This window comes from Acinetobacter sp. AND/436 (assembly GCF_049546925.1).
Classification (GTDB): Bacteria; Pseudomonadota; Gammaproteobacteria; order Pseudomonadales; family Moraxellaceae; genus Acinetobacter; species Acinetobacter indicus.
The window spans coordinates 25378-49046 of sequence record NZ_JBMXBO010000013.1; the positions used below are offsets into that span (position 1 = coordinate 25378).

The 23669-nt window shown below is 44.3% G+C and carries 24 protein-coding genes and 2 pseudogenes; 8 read left to right on the forward strand and 18 right to left on the reverse strand.

The window, feature by feature from the left end:
- Nucleotides 1–159: 159 nt before the first annotated feature.
- The 4 genes from ureC to ACPEPR_RS10760 form a co-directional block, all read right to left on the reverse strand.
- The gene (ureC, locus tag ACPEPR_RS10745) at nt 160–1860 is read right to left on the reverse strand and encodes an urease subunit alpha (RefSeq protein WP_423562417.1); all 1701 of its coding nucleotides are present in this window, start codon (nt 1858–1860) and stop codon (nt 160–162) included.
- A gap of 12 nt (nt 1861–1872) precedes the next feature.
- On the reverse strand, nt 1873–2181 hold the full coding sequence (locus ACPEPR_RS10750) for an urease subunit beta (protein ID WP_180006733.1): 309 nt from the start codon (nt 2179–2181) through the stop codon (nt 1873–1875).
- A 9-nt stretch (nt 2182–2190) separates the two neighbouring features.
- Nucleotides 2191–2493 carry an urease subunit gamma gene (gene ureA / locus ACPEPR_RS10755; RefSeq protein WP_423562418.1) on the reverse strand — a complete coding sequence of 101 codons (303 nt, stop codon included), beginning with the start codon at nt 2491–2493 and terminating at the stop codon, nt 2191–2193.
- A 155-nt stretch (nt 2494–2648) separates the two neighbouring features.
- Nucleotides 2649–3524: an urease accessory protein UreD gene (locus tag ACPEPR_RS10760; protein ID WP_423562430.1), complete on the reverse strand. Its 876-nt coding sequence runs from the start codon at nt 3522–3524 to the stop codon at nt 2649–2651.
- 143 nt (nt 3525–3667) lie between these two features.
- On the opposite strand from ACPEPR_RS10760, the gene ACPEPR_RS10765 reads away from it, so the two are divergent.
- Nucleotides 3668–4429 carry a 3-oxoacyl-ACP reductase gene (locus tag ACPEPR_RS10765; RefSeq protein WP_168405554.1) on the forward strand — a complete coding sequence of 254 codons (762 nt, stop codon included), beginning with the start codon at nt 3668–3670 and terminating at the stop codon, nt 4427–4429.
- Nucleotides 4430–4553: 124 nt separating this feature from the next.
- Nucleotides 4554–4886: a hypothetical protein gene (locus ACPEPR_RS10770; protein WP_005179319.1), complete on the forward strand. Its 333-nt coding sequence runs from the start codon at nt 4554–4556 to the stop codon at nt 4884–4886.
- Nucleotides 4887–5048: 162 nt separating this feature from the next.
- Here ACPEPR_RS10770 and ACPEPR_RS10775 read toward each other — a convergent pair whose 3' ends face one another.
- The gene (locus ACPEPR_RS10775; RefSeq protein WP_171526423.1) at nt 5049–5642 is read right to left on the reverse strand and encodes a 1-acyl-sn-glycerol-3-phosphate acyltransferase; all 594 of its coding nucleotides are present in this window, start codon (nt 5640–5642) and stop codon (nt 5049–5051) included.
- Between the two features lie 264 nt (nt 5643–5906).
- On the opposite strand from ACPEPR_RS10775, the gene ACPEPR_RS10780 reads away from it, so the two are divergent.
- Together ACPEPR_RS10780 and ACPEPR_RS10785 are read left to right on the forward strand one after the other, a co-directional pair.
- A complete protein-coding gene (locus tag ACPEPR_RS10780; RefSeq protein WP_160241119.1) occupies nt 5907–6371 on the forward strand; it encodes a copper resistance protein NlpE in 465 nt (154 codons plus the stop codon).
- Nucleotides 6372–6549: 178 nt separating this feature from the next.
- Nucleotides 6550–7314 carry a copper resistance protein NlpE N-terminal domain-containing protein gene (locus tag ACPEPR_RS10785; RefSeq protein WP_168405553.1) on the forward strand — a complete coding sequence of 255 codons (765 nt, stop codon included), beginning with the start codon at nt 6550–6552 and terminating at the stop codon, nt 7312–7314.
- Between the two features lie 143 nt (nt 7315–7457).
- On the opposite strand, the gene ACPEPR_RS10790 is transcribed toward ACPEPR_RS10785, so the two are convergent.
- Complete coding sequence (locus tag ACPEPR_RS10790) at nt 7458–9059, reverse strand: isocitrate lyase (RefSeq protein WP_168397548.1); 1602 nt, start codon at nt 9057–9059, stop codon at nt 7458–7460.
- A gap of 637 nt (nt 9060–9696) precedes the next feature.
- Here ACPEPR_RS10790 and ACPEPR_RS10795 point away from each other — a divergent pair.
- Together ACPEPR_RS10795 and ACPEPR_RS10800 are read left to right on the forward strand one after the other, a co-directional pair.
- Entirely contained in the window at nt 9697–10686 is a 990-nt protein-coding gene (locus tag ACPEPR_RS10795; protein WP_075167072.1) for a LysR family transcriptional regulator, read from the forward strand.
- Between the two features lie 124 nt (nt 10687–10810).
- Entirely contained in the window at nt 10811–12127 is a 1317-nt protein-coding gene (locus tag ACPEPR_RS10800) for a hemolysin family protein (RefSeq protein ID WP_005179329.1), read from the forward strand.
- Between the two features lie 74 nt (nt 12128–12201).
- Here ACPEPR_RS10800 and ACPEPR_RS10805 read toward each other — a convergent pair whose 3' ends face one another.
- From ACPEPR_RS10805 to cysD, 10 genes and pseudogenes are all read right to left on the reverse strand, one after another.
- Nucleotides 12202–12708 (reverse strand): hypothetical protein, encoded by a 507-nt coding sequence (locus ACPEPR_RS10805; protein ID WP_016659280.1) that lies wholly within the window; start codon nt 12706–12708, stop codon nt 12202–12204.
- Between the two features lie 140 nt (nt 12709–12848).
- Nucleotides 12849–13752: pseudogene (locus tag ACPEPR_RS10810) on the reverse strand (helix-turn-helix transcriptional regulator).
- A gap of 168 nt (nt 13753–13920) precedes the next feature.
- A complete protein-coding gene (locus tag ACPEPR_RS10815) occupies nt 13921–14091 on the reverse strand; it encodes a hypothetical protein (RefSeq protein WP_005179332.1) in 171 nt (56 codons plus the stop codon).
- A 224-nt stretch (nt 14092–14315) separates the two neighbouring features.
- Nucleotides 14316–15308 (reverse strand): NAD(P)H-quinone oxidoreductase, encoded by a 993-nt coding sequence (locus ACPEPR_RS10820; RefSeq protein ID WP_104500854.1) that lies wholly within the window; start codon nt 15306–15308, stop codon nt 14316–14318.
- A 130-nt stretch (nt 15309–15438) separates the two neighbouring features.
- Entirely contained in the window at nt 15439–15651 is a 213-nt protein-coding gene (locus ACPEPR_RS10825; protein ID WP_423562419.1) for a DUF2798 domain-containing protein, read from the reverse strand.
- On the reverse strand, nt 15648–15878 hold the full coding sequence (locus ACPEPR_RS10830) for a hypothetical protein (RefSeq protein ID WP_423562420.1): 231 nt from the start codon (nt 15876–15878) through the stop codon (nt 15648–15650). The genes ACPEPR_RS10825 and ACPEPR_RS10830 overlap by 4 nt, the downstream gene beginning before the upstream one ends.
- A gap of 198 nt (nt 15879–16076) precedes the next feature.
- Nucleotides 16077–16241, reverse strand: a pseudogene (locus ACPEPR_RS10835) (IS256 family transposase); the annotation flags it as partial.
- A gap of 154 nt (nt 16242–16395) precedes the next feature.
- Nucleotides 16396–16875 carry a hypothetical protein gene (locus tag ACPEPR_RS10840; RefSeq protein ID WP_423562421.1) on the reverse strand — a complete coding sequence of 160 codons (480 nt, stop codon included), beginning with the start codon at nt 16873–16875 and terminating at the stop codon, nt 16396–16398.
- 142 nt (nt 16876–17017) lie between these two features.
- Nucleotides 17018–18631 carry a sulfate adenylyltransferase subunit CysN gene (cysN, locus tag ACPEPR_RS10845; RefSeq protein ID WP_168405551.1) on the reverse strand — a complete coding sequence of 538 codons (1614 nt, stop codon included), beginning with the start codon at nt 18629–18631 and terminating at the stop codon, nt 17018–17020.
- Between the two features lie 103 nt (nt 18632–18734).
- Nucleotides 18735–19649: a sulfate adenylyltransferase subunit CysD gene (gene cysD / locus ACPEPR_RS10850; protein WP_005179347.1), complete on the reverse strand. Its 915-nt coding sequence runs from the start codon at nt 19647–19649 to the stop codon at nt 18735–18737.
- Nucleotides 19650–19973: 324 nt separating this feature from the next.
- On the opposite strand from cysD, the gene ACPEPR_RS10855 reads away from it, so the two are divergent.
- Nucleotides 19974–20516 carry a hypothetical protein gene (locus ACPEPR_RS10855; protein ID WP_016659284.1) on the forward strand — a complete coding sequence of 181 codons (543 nt, stop codon included), beginning with the start codon at nt 19974–19976 and terminating at the stop codon, nt 20514–20516.
- Nucleotides 20517–20610: 94 nt separating this feature from the next.
- Here ACPEPR_RS10855 and lysS read toward each other — a convergent pair whose 3' ends face one another.
- Nucleotides 20611–22137, reverse strand: coding sequence for a lysine--tRNA ligase (lysS, locus tag ACPEPR_RS10860; protein ID WP_005179355.1), 1527 nt, complete (start codon nt 22135–22137; stop codon nt 20611–20613).
- A gap of 256 nt (nt 22138–22393) precedes the next feature.
- On the opposite strand from lysS, the gene ACPEPR_RS10865 reads away from it, so the two are divergent.
- Nucleotides 22394–22900: a YqiA/YcfP family alpha/beta fold hydrolase gene (locus tag ACPEPR_RS10865; protein WP_034598188.1), complete on the forward strand. Its 507-nt coding sequence runs from the start codon at nt 22394–22396 to the stop codon at nt 22898–22900.
- A gap of 53 nt (nt 22901–22953) precedes the next feature.
- Here the strand turns inward: ACPEPR_RS10865 and ACPEPR_RS10870 are convergent, their stop codons facing one another.
- Nucleotides 22954–23496, reverse strand: coding sequence for an adenine phosphoribosyltransferase (locus ACPEPR_RS10870; RefSeq protein WP_168396777.1), 543 nt, complete (start codon nt 23494–23496; stop codon nt 22954–22956).
- Between the last annotated feature and the right edge of the window lie 173 nt (nt 23497–23669).

Consider the following 23669-nt stretch of genomic DNA (forward strand, 5'->3'; position numbering starts at 1 on the left):
TTCCTATTTTTTCATCTTATAATTTATAATTTTACATGTATCTTAATATAAATTAATCCCCTCATCCTAACCTTCTCCCAAAGGGAGAAGGAACGTAGCTGCAATTAAATTAATGACTTCTTTCCCTCTCCTTTTAGGAGAGGGTCAGGGAGAGGTCAATTAAAATAAGAAATACCTTTGCGCCATCGGTAACACTTCCGCAGGCTCACAAGTCAGTAACTTCCCATCCGCCCGAACTTCATAGATTTCAGGATCAACTTCCATTACAGGACAGTAGGTATTCAGCTTCATATCCTTTTTCTGAATATCCCATGTACCTTTACATGGGCTAATTAACTTTTTCAGCCCCAGTTTTTCATGCACACCTGCCTCAATTGCCACTTGCGACAAGAAGGTAATACAGGTGTTATGCACACCACGGGCATTGGCACCAAACATCGGACGATAATGCACTGGCTGCGGCGTTGGAATCGAGGCATTAATATCACCCATAGGTGCAGCCGCAATCATCCCGCCTTTAATGATCATCGAAGGTTTAACACCAAAAAATGCGGGCTTCCACAACACTAAATCGGCCAGTTTACCAACTTCCACCGAGCCAATTTCATGACTTAAACCATGGGTAATTGCCGGGTTAATCGTATATTTAGCGATATAACGTTTTACGCGGTTATTATCATGCGTGGCATTGTCACCCTCTAAAGGTCCACGCTGCACTTTCATTTTATGTGCGGTTTGCCATGTGCGTATCACCACTTCTCCAACACGCCCCATCGCTTGCGAATCCGATGACATCATGGCAATTGCGCCTAAGTCTTGCAAAATATCTTCCGCAGCAATGGTTTCACGGCGAATACGACTTTCCGCAAACGCCACATCTTCCGAAATGGCAGGGTCTAAATGGTGACAGACCATCAACATATCCAAATGTTCATCAATGGTGTTGATGGTATAAGGACGGGTTGGATTGGTCGACGATGGCAATACATTCGGCTGACCAATGGCTTTTAAAATATCAGGCGCATGTCCACCACCGGCACCTTCGGTATGATAAGTGTGAATGGTACGGTTTTTAAATGCCGCCAACGTTTCTTCCAAGAAACCACTTTCATTTAAAGTGTCGGTATGAATTGCGACTTGCACGTCAAATTCATCTGCCACAGTCAAACAGTTATCAATCGCCGCAGGTGTCGAGCCCCAATCTTCATGCAGTTTTAAACCCACTACACCTGCACGAATTTGCTCGGCAATCGGTTCAGGCTGACTGAGGTTACCTTTACCCAATAAACCAATATTCATGGGTAAATCGTCAATGGCTTGCAGCATGGTGGAAATATGCCAAGGACCCGGAGTCACCGTCGTTGCCGATGTGCCTGCTGCAGGACCTGTACCGCCACCAATCATGGTGGTGACGCCTGACATGAGTGCAGTTTCCACTTGTTGTGGGCAAATCCAATGAATATGGGTATCCACACCACCTGCTGTTAAAATTTGTCCTTCACCTGCAATCACTTCAGTAGCAGCACCAAGTGGAATGGTAATATCCGGCTGAATATCAGGGTTGCCGGCTTTACCAATTTTCCAGATACGGCCGTTCTTTAAACCGACATCAGCTTTAACAATGCCCCACCAATCTACAATTAAAGCATTGGTAATGACGGTATCGGCAACATCATCAGCCAAAAGTTGTGACTGCCCCATTCCATCACGAATGACTTTACCACCACCAAATTTAACTTCTTCACCATAAGTGGTGAGGTCTTGTTCCACTTCAATAAACAGTTCGGTATCGGCCAAACGAACCCGATCACCCACCGTTGGACCAAACATTTCCGCATAGGCACGGCGTGACATTTTCATTTTAATTTTTCCTTAATCCAATGGACCCATGACACGACCGGCAAAGCCATAGACTTCGCGTTTACCGGCTAAAGCCACCAGTTCAATATCCCGGCTTTGACCCGGCTCAAAACGTACCGCTGTGCCTGCGGCAATATTTAAACGAAAACCTCGTGCCGCTTCACGGTTAAATTGCAAAGCATCATTGGCCTCATAAAAATGAAAATGTGAACCGACTTGAATCGGACGATCTCCGATATTACTGACAGTCATTTTTAAGGTCTGACGTCCGACATTCATTTCAATGTCTGAGTCTGGGGTAAAAATTTCACCCGGAATCATGCGCTTCTCCTAAATAATTGGCTGATGAACCGTGACCAGTTTTGAGCCATCTGGAAATGTCGCTTCGACTTGGACTTCAGCAATCATTTCCGGAATGCCGTCCATCACATCTTCACGTTTTAATAATGTGGTGCCGTAATGCATTAGCTCACTCACGCTCATGCCATCACGCGCGCCTTCTAACAACGCGGCAGAAATATAGGCAATCGCCTCGGGATAGTTCAGTTTTAGCCCACGTGCTTTACGGCGTTCGGCCACCAAGCCCGCAGTAAAAATTAGCATTTTGTCTTTTTCAGTGAGATTGAGTTCCATATCTCGTTCCTAAGTTTGTTCTAAAGGGTGTAATGCAAAATGTGTGCTAAAAAATGATATTCCCTCTCCTTTCAGGAGAGGGTTAGGGAGAGGTAATAAACCCAATGTATTTACCCTCCCTCTAGCTCCCTCCCATTGGGAGGGAGAACTTCATTTTATGTCCGCCAAATCCTCGGAAATTCTTCATCTAAATCAAACCAGTCACGGCGCAGCTTGGCACGTATTGCGGCAAAGGCATCATGACACTGGCGTACGTCATCCCCCAGATAACGTGCTGTCACCACATCATCCAGCAGGGTTAACGTCACCTTAATATCCATGCGCATAATCAGCTCACGGATTTGATCAATCTGCTGATCTAAATAGAATTTTGAGCGGAATTTTTCTGGCGGCACTGCCCAGAAGCTAGCCATGACTACATGACCGTTCATTCCCAAACAGGAGCTGAGCCAGCGGTCATTGCCACTAAAACTCAAACGGTCAGTGACCAGTAATTTATTGTTCCGGTACAGCTGAAATCGATTTTGATAACTGCCCTCGATAAATGTTTCATGGCGCGCCTGACGGCCCAGTACCAACATATCCCAACCAATAAAACTGGCGGCATCCTCCAAAATAACTCTGGTTTCAGAATTGGCATGTGCACCATTAAAGAGCATGGTTTCTTGTGGTAGCCATTCAAAAATAGAGGCATCTTTAACTGTAATATCAATATGTTGGAAAGCCTGTTTTTGATTGGTCTTGTACCATTTTCCTGCACCCGGCGTGGTCACCAAGGCATGTGCGGCCTGCTCTGCCGACATCTGAAAGGTTAAATGATCCCCCCCGGCAATGCCTGCCGGTGGATGCACAATAATGGCGTGGCACACCCCGGTTTTTTCCGGCCACAGCATTTTTTGCACCCGAACAGGACCATGATGTTTACGATGTTCCAATACGGTGCGATTTTCTGCGCCTTTAAAGCCAAGTTCGAGCTGTGCAAACCAATATTGCACCGCAGGCTTCACTTCTGTTGCCACCAGCTGATTCATTTTGCTCAATTCGTATCTTTTTGAAGTCTATGTCCTGGCATTAAGCAATAACTGCACCAGTTTCTATCGGCGCAGATTTCGCTTTGGCTGACTGCCATTTCTTGCTATGGTGCATCTGCATAGGGAATGAGGATGTGAGCAATATGCAAATTCGTGATCAAATTGTTTTAGTGACTGGCGGCGCACGCGGTTTAGGCCTGGCAATTACCCGAACCTTATTGGCGCAAGGGGCGCGTGTAGTGGTAAATTATTTAAACAGTGCCGCTGCTGCTGAGCAACTGGTGCAACAGTATCCTGAGCAGGTCTTTGCCTATCAGGCCGATGTCACTGACAAAGCCCAGGTGCAGGCTCTCTTTGCCGCAGCCAAGGCGCATTTTGGTCAGGCCATTCATAGTGTCATCAACAATGCCTTAATTAACTTTGAGTTTAATGGTGATGCCCGTCCCAAAGTCGAAGATCTGACGCCGGCCATCATGCAGCAACAGTTTGATGGTGCAGTTGTGGCTGCCCTCAATACCACCCAAGCAGCGCTTGAGGATATGAAAACTGCGGGATTTGGCCGTATTGTGAATATTGGTACCAACCTCGTGCAGAATCCGGTGGTGCCTTATCATGACTACACCACCGCCAAAGCCGCACTGTTGGCCTTTACCCGTACTGCAGCGCATGATCTGGGCCAATATGGTATTAACGTGAATATGTTGTCTGGCGGGCTGCTCCAAACCACCGATGCCAGCAAAGCCACGCCAGATGCGGTATTTGATTTAATTGCTGCCTCGACGCCACTACGCCGCGTTACCACCCCGGAAGAATTTGCTGCTGCCATTATGATGTTCCTGTCACCGTATTCGCGTGCAGTCACCGGGCAAAACCTGATTGTCGATGGCGGTCTGGTCAAAGGTTAACTGCAGTTTTGTGTGACTTTTATCACAATAAACTAATTTTTAAGCAGTTAAACCGGTTTGTCATGCTAGAGGTGGGCTGAATTCGCTAGACTATGGCCTATCCTCTCTTCACTATTTTGCTAACATGAAACCCCTGTTTGCTTTGGCCTGCTGCACCCTGCTGAGCGCCTGTATGTTCGGTAACTCCCAAGAATTAAAACGCGCTGAACAATTGCTGGCGCAATTTGAATGCCACAATATTGAAACCGCGCTAATGACACATAGTGCCATTAACAGCTATCACGAACATGCACTGGTTGCCGCCCGGCAAAAAGCCAGCCGTTATGTGGAACAGTATCGGGAAGGTGAACAGCAATCCAGCCTGGCGGTGGATGAAATTGTGCAGCAGCAATATCAGCTTTATACCGCAGCCTGCCAATCGTTGGGCGGGATTTTCCCCAAAGCAGAACAGCCTTAAATCAAAATTAGATATTTAGAAGTTTGATCACACAAAACAGCGGATCAATCAGAGAGAAGCTTCAATCTCTCACATCTTGATGTACGGCCAATGTTGATATTGAAAGTGCATAAATGAAAAGACAGGGTCGATGCCCTGTCTTCTTTTTTTAACGATGAACGATTATTCAGCCGGTTCTGCATAGTAACGGGTATCGACACTAAACTGTTTCGGGAATTTGGCGGCAATGCTGGCATAAAACGCCATGATTTCTGCCATGTCTTTTTCCATATCTCCCGATGGATAGACAATTTTACCCACCCCACATTTTTTCTGGGCGTAGTCCATATAGGCCAATGCAATCGGCACGCCAGCCGTTACTGCCACATGGTAAAAACCGGTTTTCCACTGTTCCTGTTTGGCACGTGTACCTTCTGGCGTAACCAGCATCACCAGCTTGGGATGCTGCTTGAACAAATCACTCATCAGCTGCACCATGCTCGGACGCTGCTCACCGGCTGCCTTCGGACGACGGTCAATGCCAATTCCGCCCATTGCACGGACAAAAGGCCCAAACGGAAACTTCATATAACTGTCTTTAATGGTCAGGCGAACATTCACGCCCAAGGCTTTAAGCGCCAAACGTGCATATAGTGCATCCCAGTTACTGGTATGCGGCGCGGCAATCATCACACACTGGTCCAAATCCAGCGGCCAGTGATTGTCAATTTCCCAGCCCATCAACCCCAAGCTCTGTTCTGCCAACTTCTCAAACACAAGCACAATCCACACAATAAAAATTGCGCGAAGTTTAACAACTCAACAGATTTAAAAAAGAGCAGATTGCTGAATATTTAAGCAATTAATATATAAATGTATAAAATTAGCCAAACCGTCAATCGCCATTCCTGCCAATCTTTCATTTTTTTCGTGGATAAACCGGATGCGAGGAACTGAAAATAAATACTCACAGAAACCCAACAGGGCAATTTTTACAATCAGGCTATGCTGACCCTATCTGTCCTGTCAGGAGATTGATCGGTGAAAATAAAAATTCTGAGCCTTGCCCTCACGGCGCTGTTACTGGCCGCCTGTGATAACAATAAAACCCCTGAAACCGCCCGCGATGCAGAAACCACCTCGCCTGCCGCAGCCACTGACATGAGCGCCAATGATACAGCCGCCACCGCACTGGACTGGCCGGGAGAATATAAAGGGGTCTTGCCGTGTAGCGACTGTCAAGGCATTGAAACCGAGCTTGAGCTAAAAATGGATAAAACTTATGAGCTGAATGAGGAATTCCTAGGCCGCGCCAATGGTCAGGAGTCCAAAATTACCGGTACATTTGAATTTGACCCGAATGATCCTGCCGTTATTATTCTGGATCAGGCTGCCAATAACCGTAAATTCTTTGTCGGTGAAAACTTTATTGAAGCGCGTGATGTCAATAATGGCGACAATATTGATGCCAGCCAGAATTATCGTCTGCAAAAAGACCTGCAATAAAGCACAAGATCTAGCATCGCTAAAAGTCACCACTTTGGTGGCTTTTCTTGTTTCAAAACGGTTTTTTGCCCGCGATAAAATTTGCTACAAAACAGCGGCTCAATTTAGCCCTCTGCTCTAGGCGAATATGCCCGAAAAGTTTATGTTTAATACCTTATCCAAAGATTGATCTGTTGCCATGTTATCTCGTCCTCTTCTTGCAATTAGCACCTTGTCCTTGTGTTTAAGTGGTTGCGGTGGGCAAGCTGAAAAAAGCAGTACCATGAGCAATGCCCAGGCCCAAACTGAAACCCAACCGCAAGACAGCTTGATGCCTGCTGCTGAAACAGCAGCACCACAGCCGGAGCCGCTGGCCGGTCACTACAAAACCATCCTTGACTGTGATGATTGCCAGCAGCGTATTCTTGAGTTAAAGATTCATCCGGATCAGAGCTACAGCCTGCAAGATACCCGTATCTATGCTCGCCGTCAGCGTAGCCAGAATACACAAGGTCAGGTCAGCTATACCAATGAACAGACTGCCCAATTAATCAGTACCGATCAGCAGATTCAACAATTGCAGCCCACAGCAAACGGGCTGGAACTTGTAGATGCCTCATCCAAACAGCCAGCACTAAAACTGGAACGTGTTGCGACCATTGAAGTCAGCAATGCGCTGAAACATGCCAACATTCAGGCCGAACATATTGATAGCTTAAGCTTTCGCGATATTACCGATACCGTCAAAGCGCATGACTACTATATGCGTATTCATAACCAGTCAGATCAGCCGCTAAAACTGAAAGTCAGCGATATTATTCTGGTCGATCAAAACTATCAGGAATATAACGCGCTGGTTGATGAAAGCTTTTTAGAACCTATTCCGGCCCAGCACACCCGCTACAATAAAATCAGCTTTAATTATCCGGACAATGCGGTGGCGGACTATATTAAGGTGAAATAGCTTTTCTTTTTTCTTTCATTTTCTATTCTGCCGTTTCTTTTTATCTTGCTGTACTGATCTTCTTTTTTCTTTCTTATTTATTCTTTTTATTCAAGCATAAAAAAACCCTGCAGATGCAGGGTTTTTTCTAAACCGTCTAACGATTAGCCGTTGAATTGGTTCATAGTGTTTTTAGCTTCGTCCGCAGCTTTAAGTGCGTTGTCACCAGAGAAGATTTCTTTGTGATCGTCACCGATGTCAGAACCAGCCATTGCTTGGTGTTTCACGCAAGAGATACCACCACGGATTTCTTTACGTTGTACGCCAGCAACATAAGCCAACATACCTTCAGAACCGAAGTAACCTTCTGCAAGCTCATGAGTAGAAAGCGCAGCAGTGTGGTAAGTCGGAAGTGTGATCAAGTGGTGGAACACACCTGCTTCACGAGAAGCATCTGCTTGGAATGTACGAACTTTTTCATCAGCATCAGCAGCTAATTCAGTGTTGTCGTACTCAGCGCTCATTAATTTAGCACGGTCGTAAGCAGAAACGTCTTTACCTTCAGCAACCCAACGGTCGTAAGCTTGTTGACGGAAGTTTAAAGTCCAGTTGAACGATGGAGAGTTGTTATAAACAAGCTTCGCATTTGGAACAACTTCTTTCACACGGTTAACCATGTGTGCAATTTCTTCTACGTTTGGAGTCGCAGTTTCGATCCAAAGAAGGTCAGCACCGTTTTGTAAGCTAGTTACACAGTCAAGTACAACGCGGTCAATTTGAGTGCCTTCACGGAATTGATACAAGCCAGAAGCTAAACGCTTAGGACGGTGTAATTTACCATCACGCTTGATCAGAATTTCGTCTTCTTTCGCTTCAGAGATGTCAATTTCTTGAGTGTCTAAGTAGCTGATGTATTGAGAAGCGATGTCGCCTGGCTCTTTAACCACTGGGATTTTTTGAGTCAAGTCAGCGCCTTCAGAGTCAGTACGTGCAACGATGATACCGTCGTCAAGACCCATTTCTAAGAACGCATAACGTAAAGCGTGGATTTTAGCGATGAAGTCTTCGTGTGGAACAGTTACTTTACCAGCTTGGTGACCACATTGTTTAGCGTCAGAAACTTGGTTTTCGATTTGTAGAGCACAAGCACCCGCTTCGATCATTTTCTTCGCAAGTAAGTAAGTTGCTTCTTCGTTACCGAAACCAGCGTCGATGTCCGCAATAATTGGCACAACGTGAGTTTCAAAGTTGTCGATTTGAGCAGTGATTTCAGCTGCTTTAGCAGTATCACCTGCGTCTTGTGCTTTTTTCAGTGCACGGAACAAATCGTTTAATTCTTTTGCGTCAGCTTGACGTAAGAAAGTGTAGATTTCTTCGATCAATGCAGGAACAGAAGTTTTTTCGTGCATAGATTGGTCAGGAAGTGGACCGAATTCTGAACGAAGTGCAGCAACCATCCAGCCAGACAGGTAGATATAACGCTTAGAGGTTGTACCGAAGTATTTTTTGTTCGCAATCATTTTTTGTTGCGCAACGAAACCGTGCCAGCAACCTAATGATTGAGTATACTTGCTGCTGTCTGCATCGTATTCAGCCATATCACGACGCATAATCGCAGCTGTATATTTAGCAATGTCTAAACCAGTTTTGAAACGGTTTTGCATCTGCATACGCGCAGCATCTTCAGGACTGATGTCTGCCCAAGTGTTACCGAATTTCGCTTTCAATTCGCGGATTGCATCAATCGCTGTTTGGTATGTAGTCATGATATTTTCCTGTATTAATTTTAGGATTTTCTCCAACGAAATGACTAAAATCATACCTCTGGATGTGTTCAGATTTAGAGCACTTCGTCGTGTTGAGTACAGATTAGAGTGAGTTAGAAAATTAATCCAATATCCTCAAAGAATCTTCACTATTTATTTAAAAAATATGTAGATCAAAGTCGTATCCGAAAATTTATATTACAAAACAAATATTTGATTTTTATTAAATAAATTTTATTTTACAATTCAAATAACCGATTAAAAAACACACCATTTGCTTTTTTTATATTCATTATACTTAAGTCGGGTACGGCTTTTTCCGTACAAAATCAAGGCAATATCCGGCTTATTTTTAGCCTGGTAGAGCCAACCTGACAGTGAATAGAAGAAGACCATGCTTGTATTGAGTCGCTCAACTCAAGCATTTCTGCAGGTGGATGCGATGAGGTTTGAATCAACCCGACACGCGCTGATTTAAGCCGCTTAAACCCCGCGCGAATTGGGCCGAAAAACCCGGTAAATATGCAGGAATTGATCCGATCAGGGAACAGGCTTTTTCGGTAATTGTTCTACCCAAGCCTTCAGGCTTATGGCATAATCCAAATAATTTCTTGGGTTTATTTTCGGTATTTTTTTTATGAATCTGGAGCGGGTCGATCTCAACCTACTAATTTACCTGGACGTATTACTTCGCGAAAAAAATGTCACTCGAGCAGCTGAACAATTGGGCGTTACCCAACCCGCCATGAGTAACATTTTACGTCGTCTACGTAACTTATTTAATGATCCCCTGCTCATCCGTTCATCTGAAGGGATGACCCCGACCGAACGCGCACTTGAATTACAACCGCGTATTCGTGATGCCCTGTCCGATTTATCCATGATTCTGGAACCCCGTACCGAGTTCCGCCCGTATACCTCTAATCGCGTATTCCGGATTATGACTTCAGACTATGCCGAAGCCACTCTGGTGCCGCGTCTGGTCAAAGCCTTGCGTTCTGAAGCGCCAAATGTGGTGCTCGACTTTCTGACCCCAAGTGATGTCTCCTATCGTGACATGGAACAAGGCAAGGTAGACCTAGCCATCAACCGCTTTAATGAAATTCCGCAAAGTTTCCACCAGGTACTGGTCTGGCGTGACAGTTTTTCCTGTCTACTCAATCAGAAACACCCGGCGGCCAGTAACCTGAACCTCAAAAGCTATTTAGATGCACAGCATATCTGGGTCTCTAAAACCGGTATGGGCGTTGGCTTTGGCGTTAATCCTGAAAAACAGGCCGGATTAGGCTGGATTGATCAGGCACTGGAGCGGATTGGTCAAAAACGCAAGATTTCGGTATTTACCCGTCATTATCAGATGCCGGCACTCTTGGCATCCAATGTGGATCTGGTAGCTACCTTACCGACCCGAATTGCCCGTTTACAGGCCAAAAGCCAGAATCTGCTGATTAAAGACCCGCCGTTTTATATTCCGGAATTTGAATTGAAGATGGCCTGGTGTCCGTTACTGCATCATCATCCGGCGCATCGCTGGTTACGCCAGCTGATTCTGTATGTGGCCCGTCAAATGATTGAAGAAGAAAACCGTGAGTTTTTAATGAATAACTCACAATTTTCTCAATTTTGACAAAAAACGCTCATAAATCTCTCTTTTTAAACCTTATACTAAGATGAACATGAGTAGTGCCCGGTGCACTACTCGATGTTTTTGACGTTAAAAATATTCAGAATAAAAATCCGCAGGTGGATTCGTGAGCCTCTTCCAGAACATTGTTATTATTTTCATACTGATTGCAGGAGCAGGTTTTTTATCACTGACCGAGATCGCTCTGGCCGGTGCGCGTAAGGTCAAATTAAAAATTCTGGCTGAAGCCGGAGATGAACGTGCGCAAAAAGTGCTGGATTTACAGGAAAACTCGGCAGACTTTTTTGCCGCCTCGCAAATTGGCTTGAATGCGATTGCCATTTTAGGCGGTATTTTAGGTGAAGGTGCTTTTCGCCCGTATTTCTACGATTTTGTCACCCGTTTCTATACCGGACCGTGGGCCGAAACCCTTAGCTTTGCGCTGTCTTTTACCTTGGTCACCTCTTTATTTATTCTGTTTGCCGACCTGATGCCGAAACGCCTGGCCATGATTGCACCAGAGAAAATTTCCATTTCCGTGATCAATCCGGTGCAGGTGTTTATTACCGTCTGCAAACCACTGGCCTGGTTTATTAATGCCATCGCCAATATGCTGTTCCGGCTATTTAAGGTCAATACCATCCGCGATGACAATATTACCTTTGATGATATTTCCGCAGTGATGGATGCCGGCGCCCAAGCGGGTGTGTTGCAAAAACAGGAACATCACTTTATTGAAAACGTGTTTGAACTGGAAGAACGTAATGTCCCATCCAGCATGACCACGCGTGAAAATGTGGTGTACTTTACCCTAAATGAAGCCGAAGACAGCATTCGCCAGAAACTGGCCGAATTTCCCTATTCCAAATTTCTGGTCTGTAATGAAAATATTGATCAGGTGATTGGCTATGTCGATGCCAAAGACATTCTGGTGCGGATTCTGAATAACCAGAAAATTAACCAGCTGAATGAATCAACCATTCGTAATGTACTCACCATCCCCGATACCCTGACTCTGTCTGAAGTGCTGGACCGCTTCCGCTCGACCAAAGAAAAATTTGCGGTGGTGATTAATGAATATGCACTGGTGGTCGGCGTCATTACCCTGTCCGATATTATGATTACCGTAATGGGCGACTGGGTAACCCCTATTGAAGAAGAACAGCAGATTATTAAACGTGATAATAATTCATGGCTGATTGATGGCAGTACTCCAATTGAAGACATGAAACATGCGCTTGAAATTGAAGAGATGCCCGATGAAGAAAACTATGAAACTCTGGCCGGTTTTATGATGTATCAACTGCGCAAGATTCCGCGTCCAGCCGATACCGTGTTATATGGCGGTTATAAATTTGAAGTTGTCGATGTCGATCATTTTAAAATTGACCAGCTGTTGGTGACACGTTTACTGGAAAATAACCAACCGCCGGAACAGGAATAATCTATCTTTCTCTAATCAAGAGCGATAAAAAAACCTTCTAGACTCTAGAAGGTTTTTTTCATGCAGCAATTCACTTAAAACTGACGCAGCAATTCATCCAGCACCGCCTGATAGTGAATGGCAATATCATCTTCCAGAATTTTATAGGCGCTGTCGAACTGCACCATTGGCCAACCTTCTTTCCAGAACGGGAAAATATTGTGCAGGTCATGGGTCACAATCGCATCTTCACGGACAATGGCTTGTGCAATTTGTGCCAGCACCTGGGCGGTTTCTGCGCCATCAATGGCCAGATAATCAATCTGACGGGCTTTTAAAATACGAATCCGGTCTTTTTTATAGCGGATTTTTTTGGCCTGGGCTTCATTCAGGCTCAATGCCAGCGTCACCGCTTCAACAAATTTTTCTTCAAAAGATTGATGTAATGCCACCAAGGCCTGTTTATGCGCTTCCTGACGTCCCACTTTTCCGCCTTTGCGGATAATCTCTTTGGCTTCGCTATTGAGCACATCATTCTTCATACTCTGAAGGATGTCTATAATTTCAATATCGCTTAAAGATTCAGGAGACTGGTCAATCATGAAATAGCCTTGGGCAAAAAGTAAAACGCTATTTTCGCATAATTTCACTTAAAGCTCGACAGATTCCGTAGCAATTATGGCAGGAATAAGAGGCCAGTCTTAATGGTCATCAAAACTCAAATGCATACCCACAATACGAATTAATGCAGATAATGGCTAAGGCTCTGCTCCAGCTCGGTTTGTAAATGCAGCGGCGCTACAATTTTGACATAGGGAATCCAGTAGCGTACCAGCGGATAAAGCTGAATATGATGGCGAATCTGGCAGGAAATCAACAGGCTGCCACATGGCTTTTCTTCCAGAATCTGCTGCTTTGGAAACAGCCGGCGCTGTTTAAAATACAGCGCGGCATCTGCCGCAACCGATAAATGCACTTCCTGCTGTTCATGACCAAACCAGATACCTTCTTCATCTTCCAACTGTTGCAGAATAGCCGGATCATGCTCAAACGGGTCCAGTTCATAGTTGAGTTCAATCTGCTCAATCAGGCTCAGGCGATACACTTTTAAGGTATCCGAATGCACCGCAGCCAGATACCAGTTACCAGTTACCATGATGATGAATCAGGCGATAAGGCTGCACCCGACGGGACTTGTTTTTATAGATAAAGCCAATGTACTGACGCTGCTGAATGGCCTGGGTCAGGGTTTTAAAATGTTCGGCATATTGGCTGCTGTCTTCATAATCATAGCCCTTGGCGGAAAACACCAGATTGGCACGATGATCCATCAGCTCACGCAGGAACGAAATATCCAGCGAGGGATAAAGATCGCTAATGCCCGACAACTGGGCAAAGTTCTGGATATCCTGAAGTTTAAACCGTCCCAAATAGGAAGCATCAAGATAGTATTTTTTGCTGCGTTTGTCCTGCAATAAAGGTAGATAGGCATTCAGCCGATCAAAGTCACGTTCAATGGTGCGGGTGCTGACTTTAAATTCCTGGGCCAGTTCCGGAATACTCAGCTGATGCCCTACATTGAGTTTGGTTAAAATACTGACCAGCCGTTCGGCCAGTCGTTCATGTGTTGAAGTAACACACTTCATGATACCCTCATGGTGCTGTTTTAAGGCACTGTTTTTTCTATCAATTAAATAGCCGTAAATTAAAATTTATTAAATAAAAATCATATAAATAATTAGACCAAGACTTTAAATACATTTAATGTAAAAGTAAATCAAAATACGTATCACAAGACTGCATTCAGCTTAGACTTAAGGCTTATTCTGATCTAGGCGATCAACATAACGCTCTAAATGCAGCATGGCACTATACACCCGGTGGATATCTGCCAGACCTATTTTTTGACGGATAATGGCCCGATGAATGCGCCTTAAAGCACGTATATTCTGGGTGGTGGTATATGCTGTAGATGAAATTCTCATGATTCTGCCCTCTGTCTCTTCATTGAAATATCCAGTTTATTTTTATGATGTCTGTTTTGGATGTGGGCTAATGTACAACACAGTTTCGACAGGTTGTGTCAAATACATCACATATATTTTAATTTTTAGTAAAACTTGTACAGTTTAAGTAATAAACGTCAATGTACTAACTTGAGATAAGCATAAAAAAGACCGGCTATAGCCGGTCTTTTTTAGATGCCGAATTAAATAATTTCTACCACAACCTTGCCAATATGATCACCGGTATCCATGGCCGCATGCGCTTCCTGGATCTGATCAAATTTAAAGGTTTTAAAAATCATCGGCAGACATTCACCTTTGCTCAATAATGGCCACACTGTGTCTTGCAAGCCTTGGGCAATTTCAGCTTTTTCTGCAGTATTACGCGCACGCATGGTCGAACCGGTAATGGTCAGGCGCTTCATCATAATCGGGCCAAGTTTCACATCTTTGGCTTTGGCACCGCCCAAGAACGCGATATAAACCAGACGACCATCACGGCGTAACAGGTTCAGGTTACGTTCCAGATAAGGTGCACCAACGATATCTAAAATAACATCGACGCCGCCATTGTCAGTCTGTTCATTAATCACCTGCTCAAAATCTTGTGTCTTGTAGTTAATGGCGGTGGTCAGATGGGAGATAGCCTGTACTTTTTCATCTGAACCGACAGTGGCAAAGGTTTTCATGCCCAGCGCATTACATAACATCAGCGCTGTGGTACCAATACCGCTGCTACCCCCATGGACCAGTACTGTTTCGCCAGCCTTGGCTTGCCCCATCTGGAACACGTTGGCCCATACGGTAAAGAAGGTTTCCGGAATAGCCGCAGCTTGTACAAAACTCAAGCCTTCAGGAATGGTCAGGGTCTGGCTTTCCGGAACCACACAATATTCTGCATAGCCACCGCCATTGGTCAGGCCACAAACTTTATCGCCGACTTTAAATTTGCTGACCTCTTCGCCTACCGCTACCACTTCACCGGCCACTTCCAGCCCCGGCACAGGCGTTACCCCTTTCGGCATTGGATAGAGGCCTTGGCGCTGCAAGATATCCGGGCGGTTTAAACCAAAGGCATGAACCTTAACCAGCACCTCATTGGCTGCTGGTGTCGGAATAGCCACACTTTCATAGGCCAGTTTTTCCGGGCCGCCTGGTTCTGTAATAATGACCTGCTGCATCGTCGCTTGCGACATGATTTCTTTCCCTAATCTCTGTATTTCATATATCTTGGACTTATTTGAACATAGTTAGCATGCGAAATGAAGCTACATCGGACTTATGTATGAGGTACTTCCATCATGCTATGAAATGATGACTTGTCTCCTACTTCGGCACATCTGAAAATTTCAGTAGTGTGTTACGTACCAATGGCAACACTCCTAAAATCAAACGGAAAGCCATAAGCCACGATAACCACCAAGCGTACATCCAAATAGAGAAAAATCCGTCGACCAAACCTTTATTCAACAGAAGGTTAAAACATGAAATTGCACTACTCATAATACATGAGAGACAAAGAGCCATCAGCCAAGTCATATGTTTCGGGTGAAATTTAAATGTGTTCTTGCTTTCTCCTCGCTCTTTGCAAGCTTTTTGATGTTTACAGCGGCTTGCTGTATTTCTTTGGCAATTTGGCTGATGTGTTCAGGGCTCAGAGGTGCACGTTGTAAGTTCTCACGTAACACACCTTTTAGGCTTTCCATAGCAATTTTTAATGTCAACACGTATTCAGCATCGTTTGGGATGTGATGACGTGCATTCAAGCGACATAACACTCTGTTTAAGGCTTATTGCTGATATTGGAGTTGGTCTAGCCCTTTTTGCGTAATGTGATACTGCTTACGCTCGTCCTCAGTGATTTGGACTTGGGTATATTGTTGTTCTTCGAGATAGTTGATGATTGGGCAAATGGTGCATGTGCTTGAGCCTGTAAATAATTTTGTGTAATTGCTTTTCATAAATTAAAGGTGATCACTTAGGCGGTCACCAAATTCAATAATAAAACGGCTAATAGCTAAACGCCAATCGCGAATAGGCATATTCCACTTTTTAGATGCTGTATCAATCGCCAAATAAATTACTTTACGTACAGAATCATATGTTGGAAACACTTTACGCTTTTTGATTCCTTTAGCAAATTCTACTGCAAGGTCTTTTAGTTTTTGTTCGTTCATCATATTACCTGACTCCGATGTGAATATAAACATAGCAAATTCAGGCAATTACATAATTTAATTTACAGTCTCTTGAAACAGAATTACGACAATTAAAATTCAAATCTCAATTTACAAATTCTAAATCAACCCTCTTTCTGTTAAGCTCTAGATTAGTATTTATACAACTTCTCTTATATACCTCTGTCATATTTGAGCTACTATATTTTCTCATTATAGATGTCATATTAATGTCTTTCGTTTTCTCCATATAATCGATAGCTTCTCTGAATCCATAATTAAAGCCTTTAATCCTACTATCGTCTTCCTTTCTAATTTCCACTTGTTCTTCTACGGTTAAACCACCCTGCTCAAGTTTAGTTTTTGATGTAAAACTACGCCCAAACGACTCATACAACTCTAAATTTGGTTCAGTTATACCTCTTTTAATAGAAGCGATTGCACCATACCACCCCCAAAAAGCACCATCTGAAAAGTGAACACAATGTTCTTCAACATTACTATTAAGTTCATTCAATACTTGTTGTTTTGTTTTACTACAAGATACCAATACACAAGACACTAGTAAAAATATAACAATTTTCATTTTATGCTCAAATTTTAAACTTATTTTTTAATTAATATTTAATTTATCACTTTGGACTTATTTAAAAAACATATCAATATAATTTTCTTCTACACAATAAAAAAAACCCGCCAATCAGACGGGTTTTTAAACCAGTCCAGTCTTATAGACGAACCAGCTCCACAATTTTCTCAGCCAGTTCTTCAACGGCTTCGGTGCCATAGCTTACGTCAGTGCCTTCAGCAACATCGGTGACCACCACAACACCAGTTTCACGAAGTAATGCCACTTGAGCAGCATTCAGACCCGCTTTTGCAATTGCAACTACACCTTGCTGAATCAGCAGGCTTTCCAGCGCTTGTGCATTTTCCAGTGCTTGTGCAGTGACAGTCACCGCAGCAGGTTTTTGACCTAAACGGGCAGCACGATCTTCCGCAGTCACAGGTTCATCATGCGCAGTCCATTCTACCGCCGCTTCCACCATACCCGCACCAACGGTCACGTTGCTTAAACGGTCAATGAAAATAAACGAGCCGGTATAACGGCTGTCCTGATAACGGTCAAATACCATTGGCGCATCAAACTCGATCTGAACATCAGCAATCGCGTTCAGTTCCAGCTGCTCTACCTGGGTTTTTTCCAGCGTATTCACGTTTACACGGTAGTTAATCTCAGCAATTTTGGCAGGAACAGTTTGTGTACCCAGCTTAATGTTGTACAGCTTGCCTTTGACCAGTGGCTGATCATTCATCCACACCACAGTTGCGCGTGCAGAACGTGAAATTTCCGGTTGATCGCCCGCTTTGACCAGCAGGTTACCGCGTGAAATATCAATTTCATCATTCAGGGTAAGGGTAACCGCCTGACCGGCAAAAGCACGTTCCAAATTGCCATCAAAAGTTACAATGTCTTTGACGGTAGAACGTTTGCCTGATGGCAACGCGACAATTTCATCACCCACACGGATGTCGCCCGAAGCAATGGTGCCAGCAAAACCACGGAAGTCGAGGTTTGGACGGTTGACATATTGCACCGGGAAGCGGAATTCGTTTTTACCTGAAGTCCGGCTAATTTCCACGTTTTCCAGCGTTTCCATCAAAGTTTCGCCGCTGTACCACGGAGTATTGGCCGACTTGTTCACCACGTTATCGCCATTCAGGGCAGAAATTGGCGTGAAAATGATATTGGCCGGTTTACGGTCACCAAGCTGGTTCACGAACTCGTTATATTGCGCCTGAATTTCATTAAAGCGCGCTTCAGAGAATTCCACCAGGTCCATTTTGTTGATGGCAACAATAATGTTCTTAATACCCAGCAGGCTGGCAATAAAGGTATGACGACGGGTTTGGGTCTGCACGCCATAACGTGCATCAATTAAAATAATCGCCAGATCCGCAGTTGATGCACCAGTGGCCATGTTACGGGTATATTGCTCATGTCCCGGGGTATCGGCAATGATGAACTTACGCTTTTCAGTCGAGAAATAGCGATACGCCACATCAATGGTAATACCCTGCTCACGTTCTGCCTGCAGGCCATCGACCAGTAAAGCCAGGTCAGGTGCATCCCCTGTCGTCCCGACTTTTTTCGAGTCACGGGTTACCGCTTGCAACTGATCTTCATAAATCAGTTTTGAATCATAAAGCAGACGACCAATTAAGGTCGATTTACCATCATCGACGTTACCGCAGGTCAGGAAACGCAATAAGTCTTTATTTTCGTGCTGTTTTAAATAGGCCAAAATATCTTGGCTAATGAGTTCTGATTGATGAGACATTGCTCAAACTCCACAAATTCTTTAGAAACCGGTTTAATCTCCCTGTATCCCCCTTTTACCCAGAGGGAATTTCCTCTCTTGTCTAAAGAGAGGTCGGGAGAAATTAGAAGTAGCCCTCTTGCTTCTTCTTCTCCATCGAGCCGGCTTCATCATGGTCAATCATACGACCCTGACGTTCCGAGCTGGTGGCCAGCAACATTTCCTGAATAATTTCAGGCAAGGTATCTGCGCCTGACTCAACTGCACCGGTCAGTGGGTAACAGCCAAGTGTACGGAAACGTACCGATTTCATTTGTGGTACTTCGCCTTCATGTAAACGCATACGCTCATCATCAACCATAATGAGTGTACCACTACGTTCTACCACTGGACGTTCAGCAGCAAAGTACAATGGAACAATTGGAATCTGCTCGAGATAAATGTATTGCCAGATGTCCAGCTCGGTCCAGTTCGACAATGGGAACACACGAATACTTTCGCCCTTGTTGACCTTACCGTTATAAAGATTCCACAGTTCTGGACGCTGGTTTTTCGGGTCCCAACGGTGTTTGGAATCACGGAAAGAATAGACACGCTCTTTGGCACGTGATTTTTCTTCGTCACGGCGCGCACCACCAAATGCAGCATCAAAACCGTATTTATCAAGCGCCTGTTTCAGCCCCTGGGTTTTCATGATGTCGGTGTATTTTGAGCTACCATGATCAAATGGATTGATTCCGGCGTCACGGCCTTCCTGGTTCTGATGCACAATCAGATCAAAACCATGTTTCTTGGCCATGTTGTCGCGGAATTCAATCATATCTTTGAATTTCCAGCCTGTATCGACATGTAACAGAGGGAATGGAAGTTTTGCAGGATAGAAGGCTTTCAAGGCAAGATGCAGCATCACCGCAGAATCTTTACCAATCGAGTACAGCATAACCGGATTTTCAAACTCGGCAGCAACTTCACGGATGATATGAATACTCTCAGCTTCAAGCTGTTTCAGATGAGTAAGTCTTTCCTCATTTAATGACATGGACAACACCAGCTTAAATCAACGTGTACTTATTACACTTTATAAAATTTATATTCATTATAGAGATTTAGTTATCTGTACTATTGCTTGTTTTATTATATTAATATGCAAAAACGTCATATACAGGATTACTGATATTGCTATCAAAGTTTACTCATACCCTGCACAGCATCGCTTATTTTTAGCCTGATCACTATTTTCCAGTCGCCGTTTTTATGCTCACTTCTATCTATTGAGTTATTGTTAAAAGCTCTAATAGATCGCTTCATTTTCCAAGTGAAACACCTAAAATAAAACAAATTTTAATTTTTTCTGATTGCTCCCATGCCTTATAGTCATTACGATTTAGCCACCTTAAAAGCCCAGCTGGAACAGGCGCAGCTTGCCGGCTTTCTGTATCAGCATCAGCAGCACATGCTGGTGTTGCAGGAAGCGTTTGATGAAGATGGTTCTGCACTAAATACCTTTGTCCAGCACGAGTTCAGTGCCGATCAGATCGGGCTGCAATTTGGTCTACGACTTTCGGACCATAATATCGAGTTTTTGATTGGTCTGACCCACAGTAATCAGGATCGCGGTTATGAAATTGGTGCCGGCAATTTAAAAGGTGACCAGAAAGCCTTTAACCTGATGTATGCCTTTTATAATTATCCAAAGGCCTTTTATCTGGTCAGCATGCCACTGGCCTCCACCTCAAGCCAGCTGGAACAGGCCATTGAACAGCAACTGTTCCAGCGCCCGGAACTGGCCTTCCTCGACACCGCAGTCAAAACCAATCCAATGGGTGAACAGGTGCAGTGGATGAAATCCTTTATTGTGCAGCAAAGCCTGAACATGAAAGTGCGTATTCAGACCAGTTTAATCTAAGCGATTCTTCTGATCTGTGCTTTACGTATAGCTTGATGATACTCAAACAAAAAAATAACCCGCGAGATTCGCGGGTTATTTGATGTAGCAGATTTTAGTTCTTGTGACGCATATGCGGGAACAAAATCACATCACGGATACTTGGTGCATTGGCGAATAACATCACCAGACGGTCAATCCCGATCCCTTCACCTGCTGTAGGTGGCAAGCCATATTCCAGTGCTTCAACGAAGTCTGCATCGTAGTGCATCGCTTCATCATCACCAGCATCTTTCTCAGCCACCTGTGCCTGGAAACGCTCCGCCTGATCAATTGGATCATTTAACTCTGAGAAGCCGTTTGCCAGCTCACGACCACCAATGAAGAATTCAAAACGGTCAGTGATGTGCGGGTTCTCATCATTACGGCGAGCCAGCGGTGAGGTTTCTGCGGGGTATTCAGTAATGAAGGTTGGCTGACGCAGTTGAGTTTCAACCGTTTCTTCAAACACGATGGTTTGCAGCTTGCCTAAACCAAAGCCCGGTTTTACCTGCTCTTTCAGTTCGTTTTGTACGAAGTTGGCCAGAAATTCACGGTCATTGACGTTTTCAGGCGTGAATTGCGGGTTGTGCTCAAGAATCGCATCAAACATCGAGATTTTCTTGAACGGACCTTTGAAGCTATACACTTCATCGCCATACGGCACATCGGTCGAACCCAAGATGTCGATGGCCAGTTTCTCCAGCATCTGCTCGGTCAATTCCATCAAATCTTTGTAGTCTGCATAAGCCTGATAGAATTCAATCATGGTGAATTCCGGGTTATGACGGGTCGATACACCTTCGTTACGGAAGTTACGGTTAATTTCGAACACGCGTTCAAATCCGCCCACCACCAGACGTTTTAAATAAAGTTCTGGCGCAATACGCAGGAACAATGGCATATCCAGCGCATTGTGATGGGTTTCAAATGGACGCGCCGATGCACCACCTGGAATCACGTGCATCATTGGGGTTTCAACTTCCATGAAACGTTTTTCAGTTAAAAACGCACGGATGCCCGATACCACTTTGGCACGAATTTCAAAAGTCTTACGGGTTTCTTCGTTTACAATCAGGTCCAGATAACGCTTACGATACTTCACTTCAGTATCGGTCAGGCCATGGAACTTGTCTGGTAATGGACGCAGCGATTTGGTCAGCAATTCAAAGTGCTCGATATGCACATATAAATCGCCTTTGCCTGAACGGCCGATATAACCTTTAACAGCAATAATATCGCCCAGGTCCAAACCTTTAATGGTTTCCAAGGTTTCAGGGCTAAGTTCTTTACGGGCCACATACAGCTGGATACGACCGGTCATGTCCTGAATTACGATAAACGAACCACGGTTGAGCATGACACGGCCAGCCACCGACACATACACCTTATCGCCGCCTTCAATTTCTTCTTTAGATTTGTCGGCAAACTGTTCTTGTAAATCTTGCGCGTAATGTTCACGCTTGAAGGTGTTCGGCCATGGGCTGCTGTTGCTTTCCTGAGCCTTTTCTTGGATTTGCTTTAACTTGGCATGACGCTGTGCAATTAAATCGTTTTCGGAAATAGTGGGTTCAGAAGTCGACTGAGCGTTTGGTTGCGTCATCTCTGCCTCGAAAATTACTAAAAAATGAAGTGCAATAGCATAGCAGATTTATTTGGCTTTTCGTATGCTCTGCTGAATCCTAAGCCATTTTTTTCATTTTCTAAACCTCTGCTAAACAGCACCTCGCCTTTTGCTGAACTGTTAGACCAATAGCTAACTTCTTTCTTGCGCCACCACTCTTACAATAAGCAGGAGAAATTAATTGAAAAGGGAACTTTTCAACTATTCAATAGATGCTTGAGTGTGAATGAAAACAATGAATAGATGCACCTCGAAAATCCTATTTCTGCATGGGCTGGATTCCTCACGTGAATCGAGTAAGTTTCATGCCATCTGCGCAGATAAAAAATACTGTATTACCGTGGATTATCGCAATCTGAACTACCAGACGGTGGCCAGTTTCTATAACGATATTATTGTTAAAATCCAGCCTGAAATTATTGTCGGACATAGCCTCGGCGGCTATTGGGCCTTAAAGATGTCGGCGCTGCATGGTATTCCCTGTGTCATTGCCAATCCGAGTTTACAGCCCGACTTTCGACCGGACTATCCGCAGATTTCCGAACAGGAACTGGACCATGATATTCCGCAGCTGGCCTATCTGGAACTCGGCGATGAACAGCTGGACATGCACTGGGTACAAACCCAGCTGGAAAATTACATGCCAATTCATGCTTTTAAAGGCGGTCATCATCGACTGGTGTGTCCGGAAAATATCAATCCTTTAATCTGGCAACTGGAACAGCAATCACTGCACAAATAAAAAAGCCTTGCACTCGGCAAGGCTTTCTATGTTTCACAGGGTAGTGCTCAGACTTAAGCAACTGCTTCCATCGGCTTAGAGCGTTCATCCAGTACCGACCAGATGTTCAGACCCAAATCTGCGTGTAAATCTGGTAAATCCAGGAAAATGCTCGCACCCAGAATTTCATGCTGACATTTTTCCGCCAGTTGTTTCACTGCTTTTAAGGTACCGCCAGTCGCTAATACATCATCCACAATAATAACTTTCTGACCGGTGACATCCGCCGCCATTTCCAGACGGTCCAGACCGTATTCCAGGCTATAACCCACACCCACTACCGGTGGTGGTAATTTACCGGCTTTACGCACCAGCAATAAGCCCTTGCCAGTACGCTGTGCCAACAGGCTGGCCAGCACAAAACCACGTGCTTCTACCGCAATAAAGCTATCTACTTCAGCCAGTTTTTCTGCAGGAATACTTTCAATTAAAGCATCTGTCAACGGACCAATATTTTTCATGAATAAAGGGGTCAAGTCATAAAAACAAATACCGGCTTTAGGAAAGTTTTGGACAGTACGAATGTGAGACCACAACGTTGTAGACAGCTTGCTCATAAGGAGATCGTAGAGAGATTAAAAAGAATAGGTGAATTTTACAGCGTCTTGACCGCGAAGACCAGCCAAAGTCCGCCCTTCAGGTTTAAATAAAACCCGATTAAAATTAGTAAATCATTGTTTTTATTATTGGTATTTTTATACTAAATAACCAATATAGATTATCCTAATTA